The organism is Halorientalis sp. IM1011 (assembly GCF_001989615.1).
Lineage (GTDB): Archaea > Halobacteriota > Halobacteria > Halobacteriales > Haloarculaceae > Halorientalis.
In genome coordinates, this window is sequence record NZ_CP019067.1 from 88,181 (window position 1) to 103,535 (window position 15,355).

Consider the following 15,355-nt stretch of genomic DNA (forward strand, 5'->3'; position numbering starts at 1 on the left):
TCACTCCGTCGGGCCGACGGACTCGCCGAGCCAGTCGGCGAATTCGGCGGAGACGGCGGAGCTGTCGAACCGCTCGATCGCGGGTACGTCGTATGGGTGTAACTCTTCGATCCGTTCTTTCGCGGCCTCGCAGCCGCCCTCGGTCGTCTTCACCAGCAGGATCTCCTCGTCCTCGTCGTGAACCTCGCCCTCCCAGCGGTAGGTCGACCGGCAGGGAAAGCGGTTCACGCAGGCCGCGAGCCGTTCCTCGACGAGTCGCTCGGCGATATCGGCCGCCGAGTCCGGCGGGGCCGTCACGTACACTGTCGGCATAGCTCGGCGAACGAGCGGCATGCGGAAAACGGTTGGCCGTCAGAGCTCGACGGCGCCGATCCAGCCGTCCTCGCCGCCATCGGGACACCACTCCCGGTGGTTCTCACAGCAGTTGTGGTCGAGCCACCACCCACAGCCACAGTTGGCGTCGTGTCCGGTGTCGGGAAGCTGTCGCCGGCAGAGTTTGCAACCGATGGCCATGTTAATCAGTACCGCACACGAGTGTGAAAACCTGCCGGTCGGCGTGTGTAGCTGGTGAGAAAGTGATCCGCTCTCGGGTAGCAGTCACTCCTCGAAGGGGTTGTAATCGCCGTTGATGTCCCACTCGTGGAGGCAGTGGGGGTTGCCGACCGCCTTCCCGTCGTCCTCGGTCGCGATGGCCCACGTATCGCTGTCCTCGTCCCAGCGGTCGTGACGGCCACAGCGCTCGCAGATCCGTTCCGTCGGTGGGATGACCTCTGCCATGTCTAACAGGAGGGGGGTCACCCGTTAAGAAGGTCCCGACTGCCACCGATATCGCCGGATCGGAGTTTGAGGTCGACCCCAGTGGGATCCTAGAAATCGGGGAGATCCTCCGGGGGTTCGTAGTCGGTCTCCCAGTCGATGTAGTCGTCTTTCAGCACGTCACAGACGATCTGGCCGAGTTCGGTGAGTTCGGCGTTGATAGAGGAGACCGTTCCCCACGAGGCCAGGTCCGGGTGGACGTCGCGCTCCTTCCAGTCCTCGGGGAGACCCGGCGCGTGATACCCGACGCGGTCGGCGTGTGAGTCCCAGAAGAAGTCGAATCGCTCGATCAGTCCGAGATCGGTCACGATGTCGTACTCCTCGGGGTCGAGGTCGGTGTTGGCACGCCACTCCTCGAAGGCCCGGTCCCACGCGCCGTCCCGGAGGAACCCCTCGATCTCGTCGCGACGGAAGTCCGTGTCGCCGACGACTTCGGCGTCCTCGTACTCGTTGGGGTCGAACTCCTCCAGTTCCGGCGGGTCGGGGATGTCCACGTCCAGTCCCATGGATCGGTGTAGGACGCCGGTGGTCAAAAGGACGGCCTTCGACCGACGGGGACCGGTGCGAGGTCACTCGCCGTGGTCGTTGTTCTCGTCGTTCTCCAGCGCGACCCGTCGCAGTTCCTCGCCGCGCTCGCTCGACACGGTGAGTTCCGGGACGCTTCGGGGCTCGAACTCCTCGTCGATGGCGACGTAGACGAGGTGGGACTCGGTGGTCAGTTCCGTCTCGGCGGTCCGGAGGTCCTCGCGGAAGGTCCGGACCCGGACGCGCATGCTCGTGTCCCCGGTCTCGTAGACGTAGCTCTCGATGAGGGCGTTCTCGCCGACTGGGATGGGGCCGCGGAAGTTGGTCTGTTCCATGCGGGCGGTGAGCACGTCGCTACCGGCGAACCGGATCGCGGACATCGCCCCCACCTCGTCCATCCACTTCAGGACGTTCCCGCCGTGAGTGGTGTCGAGGTTGTTGGCGTGGTTGGGCTGGATCATCTTGCGGTTCTCGATGTAGGTGTCCATCAGATCCGGCATTCGCCGGGGGTTTCCGTCGGCGGGAAAAGAGTCTTCCGAGCCGTCGCCCGTGGCGGTGTCGTCCCGACAATCGTAAGACGGGGGGTCCTCTATCACGGGCCAATGAGCGAACGGTCGGCACCGACGCCGTCGGATCCGTCGGCCCCGTCAGGGGAGGGGAACGTGACGGTGGTTGGGACCGCCCACGTCTCCGAGGACAGCGTCCGCGAGGTCGAAGAGACCATCGCCGAGCGACAGCCGGACGTGGTCGCCGTCGAACTCGACGATGGACGATATCGCCAGCTCAAAGGCGAGACGCCCGACGATCTGGATCCGAGCGACCTGCTCGGGGGGAACACGGTCTTCCAGTTTCTGGCCTACTGGATGCTCTCCTACGTGCAGGCCCGACTGGGCGACCAGTTCGACGTGGATCCCGGCGCGGACATGATGGCAGCGGTGGAGACCGCGGAGGACCACGGGCTTGGGATCGCGCTGGTCGACCGCGACATCCAGATGACCATCCAGCGATTCTGGGCCCGCCTCACCGGACTGGAGAAACTCAAGTTACTGGGCGGATTGCTGGCTGGCGTCGCCGATCCGATCGTCGCCGGCATGACCGTCGGGTTCACGCTGGGCGTCTTCCTCGCGATCCCGCTAGAGTTGCTCGTCGGGCCATTACTACTGGGTGGCGTCGGGTTCGTCCCGATCCTACTCGTCGGTATTCTCGACGGACTGGCGCTCGCAGTGACCATCGGCCTCGCCGTCGGGATGCCGCTGGCACTCTTGCTCACAGGGTCGGGCGAGGAAGAAGACATCGAGGAACTCGACATGTCCGAGATGACGGACACGGACGTGGTGTCGGCGATGATGGAGGAGTTCCGCCGCTTCTCGCCCGGCGGAGCCGAGGCACTGATCGACGAACGGGACGCCTACATCGCCCACAATCTCGTCCAGTTGCGGGAGGCCGGCTACTCGGTGGTCGCTGTCGTCGGCGCGGGTCACCGCGCGGGGATCGAGGAGTACCTCGATCATCCCGAGACCCTCCCGCCGATGGAATCGCTGGTCGGTACCGAGTCGGGCGGTCGGTTCTCGCTGTTCAAGCTCTTTGGCTACCTGTTCACGCTCGGCTTTCTGGCCATCTTCGCCCTGCTGGTGCTGGCGGTCGCGACCGGCGTCGAGGGCATCTCGACCGGCCTGTTGATCCAGATCTTCGGCTCGTGGTTCCTCGTCAACGGGATCATCGCGTTCCTGCTGGCGAAACTCGCCGGCGCACACTGGCAGAGCGCCACGGTCGGCGGGGCGGTCGCCTGGCTGACAAGCCTCAACCCGCTGCTTGCCCCGGGCTGGTTCGCCGGCTACGTCGAACTCCGGTACACCTCGGTCAACGTCGGCGACATCAACACGCTCAACCAGATCCTTGACGACGAGCAGGCACCGGTCAGGGACCTGTTCGCCCGGATGCACGGGGTCCCCCTCTTCAGACTGATCCTGATCGTCGCGATGACCAACGTCGGGAGCATGATCGCCAGCGCGCTGTTCGGCGTGGTCTTGCTGCCGTACTTCTTCGCCGAGATCGGATCGACCGGCGAGGTCGTCCGGCTGATGGCCCAGGGTGCCGAGAACAGCGCTCGCCTGCTGTGGGGGCTGGTCGCGTGAACATCCGGTTTTCCACCCGCGAGCTGCTGGATCTCGGGGTCGCGTGGATCGCGCTGAGCGTCGCGTTCATGATCATCCTCCTGCGCCCGTTCTACGCGTTCCCCATCCCCGTCATCGTCGAACAGCTCGCGCTGAGTTTCGTCACGGTGGGCGTGGCCTTCCTCCTGCACGAACTGGCGCACAAGGTCGTCGCGATCCGGTTCGGACAGATCGCGGAGTTCCGGGCGGACTACGGCATGCTGTTCGTCGCGATCATGGGCGCGCTGATCGGCTTCCTCTTCGCCGCACCCGGCGCGGTCTACCACCAGGGGCGGTCGACGCTCCGCGAGAACGGCCTGATAGCGCTCGCCGGCCCGATAACGAATCTCGTTCTGGCGGCACTCTTCGCACCCCTCGCCTTCTTCGCGTCGGGATTCGCCGCTTCCATCGGGAACCTCGGGCTGACGATCAACCTCTTTCTCGCCGCGTTCAACATGGTGCCGTTCGGCCCGCTGGACGGGAACACCGTGAAGGACTGGAGCCTGCCGGTGTTCGTGGCCGTCTTCGTCCCCTCGGCCGCGCTCGCGCTCTGGGCGCTGTTCGGACTCGGGCTGTTCTGATCGCGACTCGGCGTACGGAACTGATCCGGGATTTATACGACCGGTATCTGAACCGCCAGTATGGACAGGGCATCACGGCGTGGCTACCTCGCCGGTCTCGTCGGTGTCGCGGCACTGAGCGGGTGTCAGGACGTTCTCGACCGAACCGAAACCAGTGGCGGGTCCGACCAGACGGACGATGACGACGACGAGATAGCGGAGGAACCGGAGCAAGTGCACGCAGTCGAGACGTTCTACGCCGCACTCGACGCGGGCCGTTTCGACGTGGCTAACAGACTGTTACACAACGAGAGCACGCAACCACGGGTGACGGAAGAGCAGTACGGGCATCTCGACGCGGGGTCCGTCTCGACCGCGTCGACGGAACTGATCGACGAGAACGAGGACAGTGCCGTGGTGCGGACGAACGTCCGCGCGTCGGCGACGGATCCGAACCGCGAAGTCGACACCACGGTCGACATCGAACTCCGGATCGAAAACGGCGAGTGGAAGCTCTACTCGGTGCGACCGGCCGACACCTCGACCGAGACGCCGGTTACCGGGGAAGAGGAAGTGGTGGAACCGACGCCGGACCAGGAGCCGACGCCCGACTCCGGCCCCGCACCGACGGGCGACCCGGCGCTCGTGGTCCGGGAGTTCTACGCCGCGCTCGACGACGGGAACCGGACCGCTGCGAACGATCTGATCCACAGCGAGGCACGGAACATCGAGGTGACCCGGGAGACGGCCGAGGCGATGGTCGACGCGTCACTGGCCGCCGAGAACGTGAGCGTGGTCGAGGCGGGAGCCGACTCCGCGACGGTCGAAGCCACGGTGATCTTCTCGCAGGCAGGCACCGAGGAGGAACAGTCGAACCGGGTCCGGATCGAACTCCGGGCGGAAGACGGGCGCTGGAAGATCTACGCGTCGGGGCGGGCGAGCTGAGGGGCGCGGGACCGACGGGCTTTTGCGAACGCCGCGCGCCCTCACGAGTATGACCGAGGACGCTGACGACGGGATGACCTACGCCGAGGCCGGGGTGGACATCGATCAGAGCGAGGCAGCGACGGCTGCCCTGATCGGCGCGACCGAGGGGTTCGAGGGTGACTTCGCCGGCCTGCTCGACATCGGCGACCGCTACCTGGCGCTGGCCGCCGACGGCGTCGGGACGAAACTCCTCGTGGCCGAGGCCATCGACGACTACTCGACCATCGGCATCGACTGCATCGCGATGAACGTCAACGATCTCGTGGCGGCGGGGGTGCGCCCCGTCGCCTTCGTCGACTACCTCGCCGTCGCCGAACCCGACGACGAGACCAGCGAACAGATCGGCGAGGGACTGGCGGAGGGTGCCGACCGCGCGAGCGTCGAACTCGTCGGCGGAGAGACGGCGGTGATGCCCGAAGTCGTGAAGGGGCTGGACATCGCCGGGACCTGCGCCGGACTGGCCGAGAAGGGTGCGCTGTTCCCGGGCGAGGCCGAGGCCGGCGACGCCCTCGTGGGCTTTCCCTCCAGCGGCATCCACTCGAACGGCCTGACCCTCGCTCGCAAGGCAGTCACGAAAAATCACGAGTACACCGATCCGTTCCCGCCGAATCCGGATCGCTCCATCGCCGAGGAACTGCTGGAACCGACCCGGCTCTACACCGACCTGCTCGATCCGCTCCGGGAGCACGATACCCACGCCGCGGCACACGTCACCGGCGGTGGATGGGGGAACCTCACCCGGATGGGCGAGTTCCGCTACGAGATTACGGACCCGTTCGAGGCCCAGCCGGTCTTCGAGTTCGTCCAGCAGGAAGGGAACGTCACCGACGAGGAGATGCACCGGACATTCAACATGGGTACCGGGTTCGTGGCGGCGCTGGATCCTGCGGACGCCGAAGCGGTGACAGCGGAGACGGACGGCCGCATTATCGGGGAAGTGCAGGACGGTGAGGAAGCGGTCGCGATTCGCGGGCTGGAGCTCTAACGGTATCTAAATTGACGGAAGTTTCGTGAGAAAGCAGAGGTGAACGGAAAGTAAGTTCGGCGTAGGTGGATCCGAAGGGCCTATGAGAACCCTCCCCCCTTGCTCGACAGAGACCGATCGACTATGACTGACGACTTCTCCGACGACACGGCCGCGTTCCTCTCGATGGCACGCGAGTTTCCGATCCGAACCTGCCTCTTTACGGTCGGCTTACCGGCGTTCGCACTGTTGCAGATTATCAACGGCCTGTTCAACGACGGGATGGTCCCGTACGTCGCCCTCCTGGCCGTGCTCGCCGTGGCGCTGTCGGTGATTCTGACCCGGTATCACGTGGCGATGTACAGGCGGCAGGCGGTGACCGACTCGCTCTCCTGGGACGATTGACCGGTTAGCGGCGGGCAGCAGTCCGATTGTAGAGCTGCCTCAGCTGATGTGGGCGGCCACGTCGGCGTCGGTGATGATGCCGACCATCTCGGCGTTTTCGATCACGATGACGGCCTCGTGGTGGTCGAGGTGGGTCTCGACCTCGTCGACCGTGGCATCTCTGGTCACGGTGGTGATCGACTCCCGCATCACGTCGGCCACGGGGAGTTCACCGGGGTCGTCCTCGTCGGAGTTGCGGATGTCGCTGTGAGCGACGATGCCGACTGGGTAGTCGTCCCGGACGACCGGAAGCTGGGAGTACCCTTCCTGGTTCATCACTTCGATGGCGGTCATGACGCTGTCGTCGGGTTCGACGCCGTAGACCGGGCTGTGCATCAGGTCACCCGCACGGAGGATGCCGCCCTCGGCCTCCTCCAGTGCATTGACGATCCGGCGCAGCGTCGAGAGCCGCGGGTCCACGTCCCCACCCTCGATCCGGGCGATCAGCGGCTGGGACACGTCCGCACGCTCGGCCAGTTCGCTCTGTGTCAGCCCCAGATCGTTCCGGCGCTCCCGGAGATCCTCGGGGGTCGGTAGCTCCATACTGGCCGATTACCAGAGGTAATACAAAAAAGTTCCCGTCGTCAGGCGCCGGCGGAGGCGTCGGCTTCCTCGTCTTCCTCGAACTCGATGGTCTCGACGACCGAGAGCGGCACGTCGCGCAGGGCACCGCCGACTTCGCTCTTCCCGATGCGCTGGGCGTGTTCGGTGTTCTCGGCGTTGAACACCTTCATCTCCAGCACCAGGCCGACGAGGGCGGTGTCAGCCGCGATGAAGGCGGAGTCGAACGGTTCGCCACAGGCAGGACAGCCCGTCGCTCCCACGTCGACCTCGACGTAGTCCATGTCCTGATCGTTGAGGCGTTTGCCTGCTTCGCTGACTGCGACACCGATGGCGTCGTCGATGTCCTCTACGTCCCGGACCAACCAGGCGGCTTCCATCACTACGAGGTAGTTCATACCCACCCGTCAGGTCCCCACCCCCACGTGTCTTATGATTCGCTCGCGTGACACGCCAGTCGCGCACGTCACCCCGATAATGGTCATAACTTATGGCTCCGACTCGCGTCGATTATCTCCCCGTTACCGACAACGGCGATTCCAACCCACTCCCGGTTGTCGTTTCCCCAACCGAACTCGAACCGCACGACTGCAGCCCGATCAACCCTCGATAAAGACCATTATGAAACATATATTTCAGGAAATTTTATATACTCCGATCGGCCCAGGCACAGTCGAGGATAATGGAAACCCGCTTGCACAGTGGTCTGCTGTTCGCGCTGTACCAGATGAGCCTGGCACTCGGTATCGCACTCATGCCCGTGGCGTTCGTCACCAGTCGGTTCGGCTTCACACTGCCCATCCACCGGATGGTCGACCGCCTCGGTGCGGCTTACGAACGGACCAGCTCCGAAGAGTAGATCGCGTTTCCCACCGTTCCGCTCGCCCACGGTCGGTATTCGATTCTGCTGTCCGGAGGGCGACCGACTCCACACGTTTTAACACCGATTCGCGGGTACTCAGTGTCGATGGAGTTCGCCGCCTTCGCCGAGCGCGCCGACGAGATCGAGGCGACCTCGGCCGATCTGGAAATCGTCTCGCTCGTCCGAGACCTCTTTTCCGTCGCCGACGACGACCTCGACACCGTCGCCCGGTTCGTTCAGGGCCGGGTGTTCCCGGCCCACGAGTCGACGACGCTCGACATCGGTCCGAACCTCTGCTACGAGGCCATCGCCCGCGCGGCGGGCCACAACGTCTCCGCGGACGACGTGGAGTCCCGGGTCGCGGCCGTCGGCGACGTGGGCGACGTGGCAGCGGAGTACGACTTCGGCGGCCAGCAGGGACTGAGTGCGTTCGGCGGCACCGACGACTCGGCCGGTCTGACCGTCGGCGAGGTCGAATCGGAGTTGCAGGACCTCGCGGCGGCGACCGGGTCGGGCAGCCAGGACCGCAAGCTCGACCGTCTGTTCGGACTGTTCAACCGCTGTGATCCCGACGAGGCGCGCTATCTCGCTCGAATCGTCCTCTCGGAGATGCGTATCGGCGTCGGCGAGGGGACGGTCAGGGATGCTACCACGGAGGCCTTCGACGTCCCCGTCGAGGCGGTCGAGCGCGCGCTGCAGGTGACCAACGATTACGGACTGGTCGCCACTGTCGCACGCGAGGACGGGCCATCGGGCCTCGACGATCTGCATCTGGAAATCGGTCGGCCGGTACAGGCCATGCTCGCGCAGGCCGGTACCGTCACCGACGCCGTCGAGTCCTGGGGGTCCGTCGCCGTCGAGACCAAGTACGACGGGGCGCGCGTTCAGGTCCACTACGACGGGGACTCGGTGTCGCTTTTCTCCCGGAACATGGAGGACGTGACCGACCCGCTGCCGGAGGTCGTCGATTTCGTCGAGGACTCGCTCACCGCCCCGGCGATTCTGGACGGCGAGGTCGTCGCCGTGGACGACGACGGCGACCCGCTCCCGTTTCAGGAGATCCTGCGACGGTTCCGCCGGAAACACGACGTGGCGAAGGCCCAGGAGGAGGTAGAGGTCGAACTGTGGGCGTTCGACTGCCTCCACGCCGACGGCGAGGACCTGCTGGACGCCCCACTCGCCGACCGACACGCCCGCCTCGATACCCTCCTCGATTCGCGCGTCTCGACGCTCGCCGTTACCGACGATCCCGACGAGATCGCCGACATCGAGGCCGATGCCCTCGACGCGGGCCACGAGGGGATCATGCTGAAAGATCCCGACTCGCCGTACTCGCCGGGCCGGCGAGGAAAGGAGTGGCTCAAGCGCAAACCCGACGTGGAGACCCTCGACCTCGTGGTGACCGGAGCCGAGTGGGGCGAGGGCCGCCGGGCGGAATTTCTGGGGACCTTCGAACTCTCCGTTCGGGCCGGCCCCGACGAGTTCGAGACCATCGGCAAGGTGGCGACGGGCATCACCGACGAGGAACTGGCCGAGTTGACCGACCTGCTGGAACCGAAGGTTCGCGCCGAGGACGGCAAGACCGTCGAGATCGATCCCTCGGTGGTCTTCGAGGTGGGCTACGAGGAGATCCAGACCTCGCCGACCTATTCGTCGGGATATGCGCTCCGGTTCCCCCGCTATCTCGGCGTCCGCGAAGACAAGAACCCGGAGAACGCGGACACACTGAAGCGGGTCGAACGGCTGGCCGACGGCGAGTAACCGACACGGGTTTTCGGTGTCGCGCGCAACGGGCATCCATGACCGTCCACTTCGAAGACTGTCGCCTCGACTGGCTGGGCTACGCGACCGTCCGGATCGAAGGCCCCCACGGAACCGTCGTCTACCTCGACCCCGGCCGGTACGGCGTGCTGGACGACTACGCAGAGACCGACGGGGACCTCGTCTGCGTCAGTCACATCCACCACTACGACACCGACGGAATCGGGCGCGTGGCCCGCGATGACGCGACCGTCCTCGTCCACGAGGCGGTCCACCACAGCGAGACCGACCGCGACGTGACGCCGGTCCGGGACCTGCCCTACGACACCCGCCGGGTCGACGACGAACTCGACGACCTGATCGACGACGTGATCGTCCGGACGACCGCGGCGTACAACCACCCCGACGGCCCCCACACTCGACCGGACGGCACGCCGATCCACCCCGAGGGGACCGGTTGTGGCTTCCTGCTAGATTTCGACGGCACCACCGTCTTCTGGACCGGCGACACCGACGTACTGGAGGGCCACGCCGAACTCGACGTGGACCTCTTGCTCGCGCCCATCGGCGGTACCTTCACGATGGACCGGGAGGCGGCCGCCGACCTCGCCGAGGCGATGGACCCCGGACTAGTCGTCCCCATCCACTACGACACCTTCCCCGAAATCGAGGCCGACGCCGAGGCGTTCGCGGACGACCTGGACACTCGTGGCGTGCCGGTTTCGCTGGACGCAGATGTGGGGAAACGGTAAGGTCACCGGCACTTGAACCCCCATCGTCGATGCCCTCCAGCGATACCGGTGGAGTCCCACCAGCGACACGGCGGATCGTCGAACGGTACGGTCGCATCGAGCGGATGGTTTCGGGTCTGGTCGCGGTACTCACAGGCGTATTGGTCGCCGCCGCGATCCTATCACTCCCGCTCCTCCCGGGACTGGCTGCGGCGTTTCTCGTCGTCACCGCCGTTCGGGTCCCCGCGTTCGGGACCGACGGCCGCCTCGAACTGTCGACCGACCACGCCCCCGACGCGGTCCTGGCCGACTTCGAGGGCCCTCGACCGCCCGTCCTCGCCTTCCAGTGGGGCCGCGCCGACCGCGTTCGAGAAACCGACGACGGTACGGCCTTGGAGTTCTCGTATCTCGCCGGCCGCAGATCGGTCACGATGTCGCTCGAATCCCAGCGCCGGTCGGATGGCACGCTCGAACTGACCATCCTGGAAAACGAGCGACCGTGGGGTCGCTACCTCGTAAGGATCCGGGACAACCGGGGTGAGACGGTTGTCGATGTCGACTACGGGTCCGAACGACGGTTCGGACTCCGGCGACTCCCACAGCTGCTGGTGGCGCGACGCTACCGCGAGGCCGTCCTCCGAACTCAGGGCTACGAGGTCCGTACCAGTGGTGTCGGGCTTACCGTGCTCGGCTGGGACCTGCCCTGAGGCACCCCTCGGCCCCGCTGGTTCGGCCAGTCTCGCCGGACGGCCGGTGTTACACCCCGAGCCACTCGTCGTTCCGGATCTCGTACCCCTCGGCCCGGCAGAACTTCGCTGCTTCGCGCCGGACGGCCCGGGAGCCGGGGAGTTTCTCCTTCTCGTCGATCCGGTCGAGGATCCACTCCTCGATGACGCGGACGCCCTCGTCGTCATCGTCGGCGTCGATTGCGGCGAGTTCCCGCAGCGTCTTCTGGTAGGCGTCCCACTGGGAGCCGCTCAGTTCTTCCCGTGGCAGCGACTCGCTCGCCTCGACGATCCGTTTCATCGTCGCGGCCACGTTCGGCCGCTCGACCCGTTCACGAACTTCCGCCGAGGATTCGAACGTCTCCACGTCGGTCGCTGGAAGCAGTTCCTCGACCGCGTAAGTCCCGTCGCTGGCCTCGATCTCGCTGTCGCCAACCGTCGCCACCACATCGTCGGCCGTCGCCGGGAACTCGACGCGGTCGAGTTCCGTCTCGAAGTACGCGAGCTCCGACGGATCGACGGGTGGTTCCGGTTCGTCCCGTCGCTCCAGTTCCTCCTTTATCGCGCGGACGCGCTGCCGTCGGTCGGCGTTCTGGGCCTGGTCTTCCCGGCCAGTTTTGTCGTCTGCCATCCACGAACGTACGCCGTCGGCGCGGTTAACGTTGTGGTGGGCGGGCAAGGACCCGGAACGAAACGGGAAATCAGAAGAATCCGTCAGATGACGGTCATCTCGTCGAGTCGCTCGGGCAGGTACGTCTCCGTCACGAAGTCCAGACCACGCGAGGCCAGACTCTGCTGTTCTGCCTTCTTGTCGATGTCCAGTTGCAGTTCGATCTGTTCGCGCCAGTAGTCGGTCTGGAAACGCGGGTCCTCCAGTTCCGATTCGAGGGCGTTCACGTCCGAGTCCGAGAGGGGGTCGGTCGGGAGGTCGTACTCGACGATGTCCGCGGGCTGGATGCCGATGAACTGCGCGTCTGGGGTCGCCAGGTACTCCGAGAGGTGCGCGGACTTGATCGACCCGTACGCGACCGAGCCGTAGATGCGGTACGACCAGGGGTCACCGTCAGTGAAGACCGTCACCGGGAGACCGAGTTCGTCGCGGAGGCGCTTGGTCAGCCGCCGGGTCGCCCGCGCCGGCTGGCCCTTCAGGTGGACGACGATGCAGTTGTACTCCTCGTCGAACCCGTTCTCGACGAGTCGGTCACGCATACCACCGGTCTCCACACAGAGGACGAAGTCCGCGTCGTTCTCCAGGAATTCGATCGTGTCGGGGTTGTTCGGAATCTGGTACCCCCCTTCGCCCACGTCCTCCTGGCAGTGGATCTCGCGCTCGCCGCGGCGGGTCTGCTCGCGGATCAGGAGCGGGCCCATCACGGTCGCGCCGGACTCCTCGGGGCGCATGTGGAACTCCTCGCGGCGCACGTCCGAGACGATCTCCAGATCTTCGATCAGCTGGTTCGATTCGTCCTGACTGTTGAACTGGGCCTCCTCGTGGTCGAAGGACTCGCTGAGGTAGTAGAGTTCACGCAGGGTGGACGAACGGTCCTGTTCGAGTTGCTGGGCCAGGAAGTCGATGACGTAGGTGGCCTTCAGCAGCTTCTGTGCGCCGCTTACGGTCTTCGCGCTGCGGGTGCTCTGTCGGTCGCCGTACACCCAGACGTCCTTGTCCTCGTCGTACTCGATGTTGGACTTCGTCCGGGTGGGAATCGCCATGGTCGGGACCTCGCCCTCGGCGAACTGGTCGTAGAACTCCGCTGCCAGATCGATCAGGCGCTCGCGTGCGTCGGCCTCGTTCGGGCCGTCGGTGTCTGTGTCGGTACTCATTGTCAGGCGTTGATCGTCAGTTTCTCGTCTTCGATGCCCTCGACCTGCACGTCGAAGGTCGCGTCGCCGTCGACGCTGTACTCGATGCTCGCTTTCGTCCCGGCCGTGACCTCGGGGGCCCACTTGACGAAGTACTCGCCGTCCATCTCGACGACGTCGGCGTCCTCGACCTCGCCGGGGTCCTCGCTCACGATGTCGGTTATCTCCAGGCTGGCGTTGGTATCGTCGTTGTTCTCGACGATCAGTCGAACGGTCCCGTCCTCGTGCTCGCGGTCGACGAGGACGTTGTTCATGATCCGGGCCAGCGAGTCGTCGATGTTCAGCTCGCCCTCGCCGGTGACCTCGGCCAGTTTCTCGGCCATCTCGGGGAGGATCGTCGCCAGTTTGTCCTGCTTGCGCCGACGCTTCTCCATGGACCGGCGCTTCTTGAGGTAGGACTTCAGGTCGCGGGCCGCCTCGCGGATCGCTCGCTCGACCTCGTCTTCCATCTCCGGGACGTTCGCCACCGCGTCCTTGGACTCGCTGGTGAAGGGCACGTTCGTCGAGGCGACGTGGACCATGATCACCGCCGGACCGTTCGGGATGCCGCTCCCGCCGGGCTGGTCGAGTTTGTAGTTGCGCCAGTTGATCTTCTTGACCACGTCCGTGATCGAACAGGCACCGCGCTGGTAGACCAGCGGCACGCGGTTGGCGAAGCGCATCACCTGTGCGCTGGACCCTTCGTCGAGTTCGCCCCCGTAGGCGATGCCCGCCTCGACGATGAACGGGTCGCCCCCGTGAACGGAGGCGTCACGCGTCGACGCCGCGAAGAAGTCCGCGTCGAACTCCTTTTTGAGCCCCTCCAGCACGAGTTCGTCCGTGATCGGCGCGAGACAGTCCGTCGGCGGCGCGATGATGTCCGTCTCGCGCATCGCCTCGTGGAGTTCGCTCGCGATGTCCCGGTCGTCGTCGATTGCCGCGACCTTCGGCGGTTCGTCCGGGACGGTCAGCATGCGGTTCCAGATCGCGTCGACGATCTTCTCGCGGGCGGTCTCACCGAAGGTGGCCTCGTCGTACTCCTCGGTGGCGTCTGCCGACCGATCCACGTAGTCAGCGACCTGCTCGCGCGTCAGCCTGTCGCGGGGGTTCTCCTCGTCGTCGAACTTCGCTGCGATCCGTTCCGCGAGACCCTGGACGTGCGCGTCGTCCTTCCGGTCCGTCGTCGCCCGGTTCACCAGCGCGTAGATGTCCGGCGTGCGCTCGTCGGTGACGGCGTCCCAGGCGGCCGCGACGGCCTTTTCCCGGACCGTGTCGCCGAAGGTGACGCCGTACTCGTCTTCGGCGTTGTCGGCGAAGCTGTCGACGACCTCGATCAGCCGGTGATGTGCCACGCGCTCGCGCTCTTCGAGCGCGTCTGCGACCGATTCGGCGAACTCCGCGGTCGCCTCCTTGCCCTTGTTCGCGACGGCCTCGGTCACCGCCGCGGCCACGTCCGCGTCTTCGTGATCCCTCGGTGGACTCCAGGTCATCTCGCGGCCGAAGTGCCGGTCCCGGAAGTTGTCGATCACCTTGTCGGCGGTCTTCCCGCCGACGCGGGTGAACTCCTCCTGCAGGAAGCCCGACACGGAGTACGAATCGGTGGCGTCGAGCATCTTCTGCAGGGTCCCGAGTTCGACGCCGTGTGGGTGTGGACGGATCTCCTCGGTCTCGTCGGGGAGCTGGTCGGTCGCGCGTTCGAACTTGAAGTGTTCCTGTGGCTCCCGGAGTTCCAGTCGGGCGTGGGGGTTGACGACCGCGGTGTGTTTGATGTAGTCGTGGAGCTGGTTTCGGGCGCGCATGTTCGCCTCCATCTCCAGTTCGATCCGGGTGCCGTGCGGGCGGTCCCACGAGGTCGTGTCCTCGGCCTCGATTTCGGGCTCGTTGGTGTCGGTGTCGATGGTCAGCTCGAAGTACTTGGCGTCGGCGCTGCCTTTCGCCCGGCTGGTGATCTTGGCCGGTTTGCCGCTCGTGAGCTGTGAGTAGAGGACGGCTGCGGAGATCCCGATCCCCTGCTGCCCGCGGGACTGCTCGCGGGCGTGAAACCGGGAGCCATAGAGCAGCTTCCCGAAGATCTTGGGGATCTGCTCTTTGGTGATCCCGGGGCCGTTGTCCTCGACGATGAGCCGGTAGTAGTCGTCGTTTTCCTGAATCTCGACGTAGATGTCCGGGAGGATACCCGATTCCTCGGTGGCGTCGAGGGCGTTGTCCACTGCCTCCTTGACGGCTGTCACCAGCGCCCGGGCACCCGAGTCGAACCCGAGCATCTGGCGGTTCTTCTCGAAGAACTCGGCGATGGAGATGGATCGCTGGGCCTCCGCCAGTTCCTCTGCGATCCCCTCCCCCTCGGCGAGTGTCGACTGGTACGAGGTCATTCTCTGGCACCTTCTACCCCCGGAGGGGTTAAATGTTGCACGGCAGCTCGGT

At 65.5% G+C, this 15,355-nt stretch carries 19 protein-coding genes; 9 read left to right on the plus strand and 10 right to left on the minus strand.

From position 1 onward, the window contains the following. The 5 genes from cutA to BV210_RS00455 form a co-directional block, all read right to left on the minus strand. On the minus strand, positions 1-312 hold the full coding sequence (gene cutA / locus BV210_RS00440; RefSeq protein ID WP_077204735.1) for a divalent-cation tolerance protein CutA: 312 nt from the start codon (positions 310-312) through the stop codon (positions 1-3). A 39-nt stretch (positions 313-351) separates the two neighbouring features. Further along, on the minus strand, positions 352-513 hold the full coding sequence (locus BV210_RS19615) for a hypothetical protein (protein WP_157525738.1): 162 nt from the start codon (positions 511-513) through the stop codon (positions 352-354). A gap of 84 nt (positions 514-597) precedes the next feature. Beyond that, positions 598-777 carry an HEWD family protein gene (locus BV210_RS00445; protein WP_077204736.1) on the minus strand — a complete coding sequence of 60 codons (180 nt, stop codon included), beginning with the start codon at positions 775-777 and terminating at the stop codon, positions 598-600. Between the two features lie 89 nt (positions 778-866). Continuing rightward, positions 867-1,322: a hypothetical protein gene (locus tag BV210_RS00450; protein ID WP_077204737.1), complete on the minus strand. Its 456-nt coding sequence runs from the start codon at positions 1,320-1,322 to the stop codon at positions 867-869. 63 nt (positions 1,323-1,385) lie between these two features. Continuing rightward, positions 1,386-1,841 carry an acyl-CoA thioesterase gene (locus BV210_RS00455; RefSeq protein ID WP_077204738.1) on the minus strand — a complete coding sequence of 152 codons (456 nt, stop codon included), beginning with the start codon at positions 1,839-1,841 and terminating at the stop codon, positions 1,386-1,388. Positions 1,842-1,943: 102 nt separating this feature from the next. Here BV210_RS00455 and BV210_RS00460 point away from each other — a divergent pair, with 102 nt between their 5' ends. The 5 genes from BV210_RS00460 (at position 1,944) to BV210_RS00480 (ending at position 6,410) form a co-directional block, all read left to right on the plus strand. Further along, positions 1,944-3,476: a TraB/GumN family protein gene (locus BV210_RS00460; RefSeq protein WP_077204739.1), complete on the plus strand. Its 1,533-nt coding sequence runs from the start codon at positions 1,944-1,946 to the stop codon at positions 3,474-3,476. Positions 3,477-3,478: 2 nt separating this feature from the next. Further along, positions 3,479-4,075: a metalloprotease gene (locus BV210_RS00465; RefSeq protein ID WP_172824919.1), complete on the plus strand. Its 597-nt coding sequence runs from the start codon at positions 3,479-3,481 to the stop codon at positions 4,073-4,075. Positions 4,076-4,135: 60 nt separating this feature from the next. Then, positions 4,136-4,999, plus strand: a complete 864-nt coding sequence (locus BV210_RS00470) for a DUF3828 domain-containing protein (RefSeq protein WP_077204741.1) — start codon at positions 4,136-4,138, stop codon at positions 4,997-4,999. Between the two features lie 49 nt (positions 5,000-5,048). After that, complete coding sequence (gene purM / locus BV210_RS00475; protein ID WP_077204742.1) at positions 5,049-6,026, plus strand: phosphoribosylformylglycinamidine cyclo-ligase; 978 nt, start codon at positions 5,049-5,051, stop codon at positions 6,024-6,026. Positions 6,027-6,149: 123 nt separating this feature from the next. Beyond that, entirely contained in the window at positions 6,150-6,410 is a 261-nt protein-coding gene (locus tag BV210_RS00480; protein ID WP_077204743.1) for a hypothetical protein, read from the plus strand. 39 nt (positions 6,411-6,449) lie between these two features. On the opposite strand, the gene BV210_RS00485 is transcribed toward BV210_RS00480, so the two are convergent. Further along, the gene (locus BV210_RS00485) at positions 6,450-6,992 is read right to left on the minus strand and encodes a CBS domain-containing protein (RefSeq protein WP_077204744.1); all 543 of its coding nucleotides are present in this window, start codon (positions 6,990-6,992) and stop codon (positions 6,450-6,452) included. A 41-nt stretch (positions 6,993-7,033) separates the two neighbouring features. Next, complete coding sequence (locus BV210_RS00490) at positions 7,034-7,408, minus strand: DUF555 domain-containing protein (protein WP_077204745.1); 375 nt, start codon at positions 7,406-7,408, stop codon at positions 7,034-7,036. Between the two features lie 284 nt (positions 7,409-7,692). On the opposite strand from BV210_RS00490, the gene BV210_RS20130 reads away from it, so the two are divergent. From BV210_RS20130 to BV210_RS00505, 4 genes are all read left to right on the plus strand, one after another. Further along, a complete protein-coding gene (locus BV210_RS20130; RefSeq protein WP_172824865.1) occupies positions 7,693-7,869 on the plus strand; it encodes a hypothetical protein in 177 nt (58 codons plus the stop codon). A 108-nt stretch (positions 7,870-7,977) separates the two neighbouring features. Further along, positions 7,978-9,633, plus strand: coding sequence for an ATP-dependent DNA ligase LigA (gene ligA, locus BV210_RS00495; protein ID WP_077204746.1), 1,656 nt, complete (start codon positions 7,978-7,980; stop codon positions 9,631-9,633). A 38-nt stretch (positions 9,634-9,671) separates the two neighbouring features. Continuing rightward, on the plus strand, positions 9,672-10,385 hold the full coding sequence (locus BV210_RS00500) for an MBL fold metallo-hydrolase (protein WP_077204747.1): 714 nt from the start codon (positions 9,672-9,674) through the stop codon (positions 10,383-10,385). 29 nt (positions 10,386-10,414) lie between these two features. Next, entirely contained in the window at positions 10,415-11,071 is a 657-nt protein-coding gene (locus BV210_RS00505; RefSeq protein ID WP_077204748.1) for a hypothetical protein, read from the plus strand. Positions 11,072-11,120: 49 nt separating this feature from the next. Here the strand turns inward: BV210_RS00505 and BV210_RS00510 are convergent, their stop codons facing one another. The 3 genes from BV210_RS00510 to BV210_RS00520 form a co-directional block, all read right to left on the minus strand. Beyond that, complete coding sequence (locus BV210_RS00510; RefSeq protein ID WP_077204749.1) at positions 11,121-11,720, minus strand: hypothetical protein; 600 nt, start codon at positions 11,718-11,720, stop codon at positions 11,121-11,123. 83 nt (positions 11,721-11,803) lie between these two features. Further along, entirely contained in the window at positions 11,804-12,913 is a 1,110-nt protein-coding gene (locus BV210_RS00515; protein WP_077204750.1) for a DNA topoisomerase IV subunit A, read from the minus strand. Positions 12,914-12,915: 2 nt separating this feature from the next. Beyond that, entirely contained in the window at positions 12,916-15,303 is a 2,388-nt protein-coding gene (locus tag BV210_RS00520) for a DNA topoisomerase VI subunit B (protein ID WP_077204751.1), read from the minus strand. Positions 15,304-15,355 lie beyond the last annotated feature (52 nt).

Excerpts from the sequence above, each read along its gene's own strand:
- BV210_RS00520 (WP_077204751.1), bottom strand. The coding sequence starts at position 15,303 with ATGACCTCGTACCAGTCGACACTCGCCGAGGGGGAGGGGATCGCAGAG.
- purM (WP_077204742.1), top strand. The coding sequence starts at position 5,049 with ATGACCGAGGACGCTGACGACGGGATGACCTACGCCGAGGCCGGGGTG.
- ligA (WP_077204746.1), top strand. The coding sequence starts at position 7,978 with ATGGAGTTCGCCGCCTTCGCCGAGCGCGCCGACGAGATCGAGGCGACC.
- BV210_RS00450 (WP_077204737.1), bottom strand. The coding sequence starts at position 1,322 with ATGGGACTGGACGTGGACATCCCCGACCCGCCGGAACTGGAGGAGTTC.
- BV210_RS19615 (WP_157525738.1), bottom strand. The coding sequence starts at position 513 with ATGGCCATCGGTTGCAAACTCTGCCGGCGACAGCTTCCCGACACCGGA.
- BV210_RS00500 (WP_077204747.1), top strand. The coding sequence starts at position 9,672 with ATGACCGTCCACTTCGAAGACTGTCGCCTCGACTGGCTGGGCTACGCG.
- BV210_RS00445 (WP_077204736.1), bottom strand. The coding sequence starts at position 777 with ATGGCAGAGGTCATCCCACCGACGGAACGGATCTGCGAGCGCTGTGGC.
- BV210_RS00490 (WP_077204745.1), bottom strand. The coding sequence starts at position 7,408 with ATGAACTACCTCGTAGTGATGGAAGCCGCCTGGTTGGTCCGGGACGTA.
- BV210_RS00470 (WP_077204741.1), top strand. The coding sequence starts at position 4,136 with ATGGACAGGGCATCACGGCGTGGCTACCTCGCCGGTCTCGTCGGTGTC.
- BV210_RS00505 (WP_077204748.1), top strand. The coding sequence starts at position 10,415 with ATGCCCTCCAGCGATACCGGTGGAGTCCCACCAGCGACACGGCGGATC.
- BV210_RS00485 (WP_077204744.1), bottom strand. The coding sequence starts at position 6,992 with ATGGAGCTACCGACCCCCGAGGATCTCCGGGAGCGCCGGAACGATCTG.
- BV210_RS00480 (WP_077204743.1), top strand. The coding sequence starts at position 6,150 with ATGACTGACGACTTCTCCGACGACACGGCCGCGTTCCTCTCGATGGCA.
- BV210_RS20130 (WP_172824865.1), top strand. The coding sequence starts at position 7,693 with ATGGAAACCCGCTTGCACAGTGGTCTGCTGTTCGCGCTGTACCAGATG.
- BV210_RS00460 (WP_077204739.1), top strand. The coding sequence starts at position 1,944 with ATGAGCGAACGGTCGGCACCGACGCCGTCGGATCCGTCGGCCCCGTCA.
- BV210_RS00515 (WP_077204750.1), bottom strand. The coding sequence starts at position 12,913 with ATGAGTACCGACACAGACACCGACGGCCCGAACGAGGCCGACGCACGC.
- BV210_RS00455 (WP_077204738.1), bottom strand. The coding sequence starts at position 1,841 with ATGCCGGATCTGATGGACACCTACATCGAGAACCGCAAGATGATCCAG.
- BV210_RS00510 (WP_077204749.1), bottom strand. The coding sequence starts at position 11,720 with ATGGCAGACGACAAAACTGGCCGGGAAGACCAGGCCCAGAACGCCGAC.
- cutA (WP_077204735.1), bottom strand. The coding sequence starts at position 312 with ATGCCGACAGTGTACGTGACGGCCCCGCCGGACTCGGCGGCCGATATC.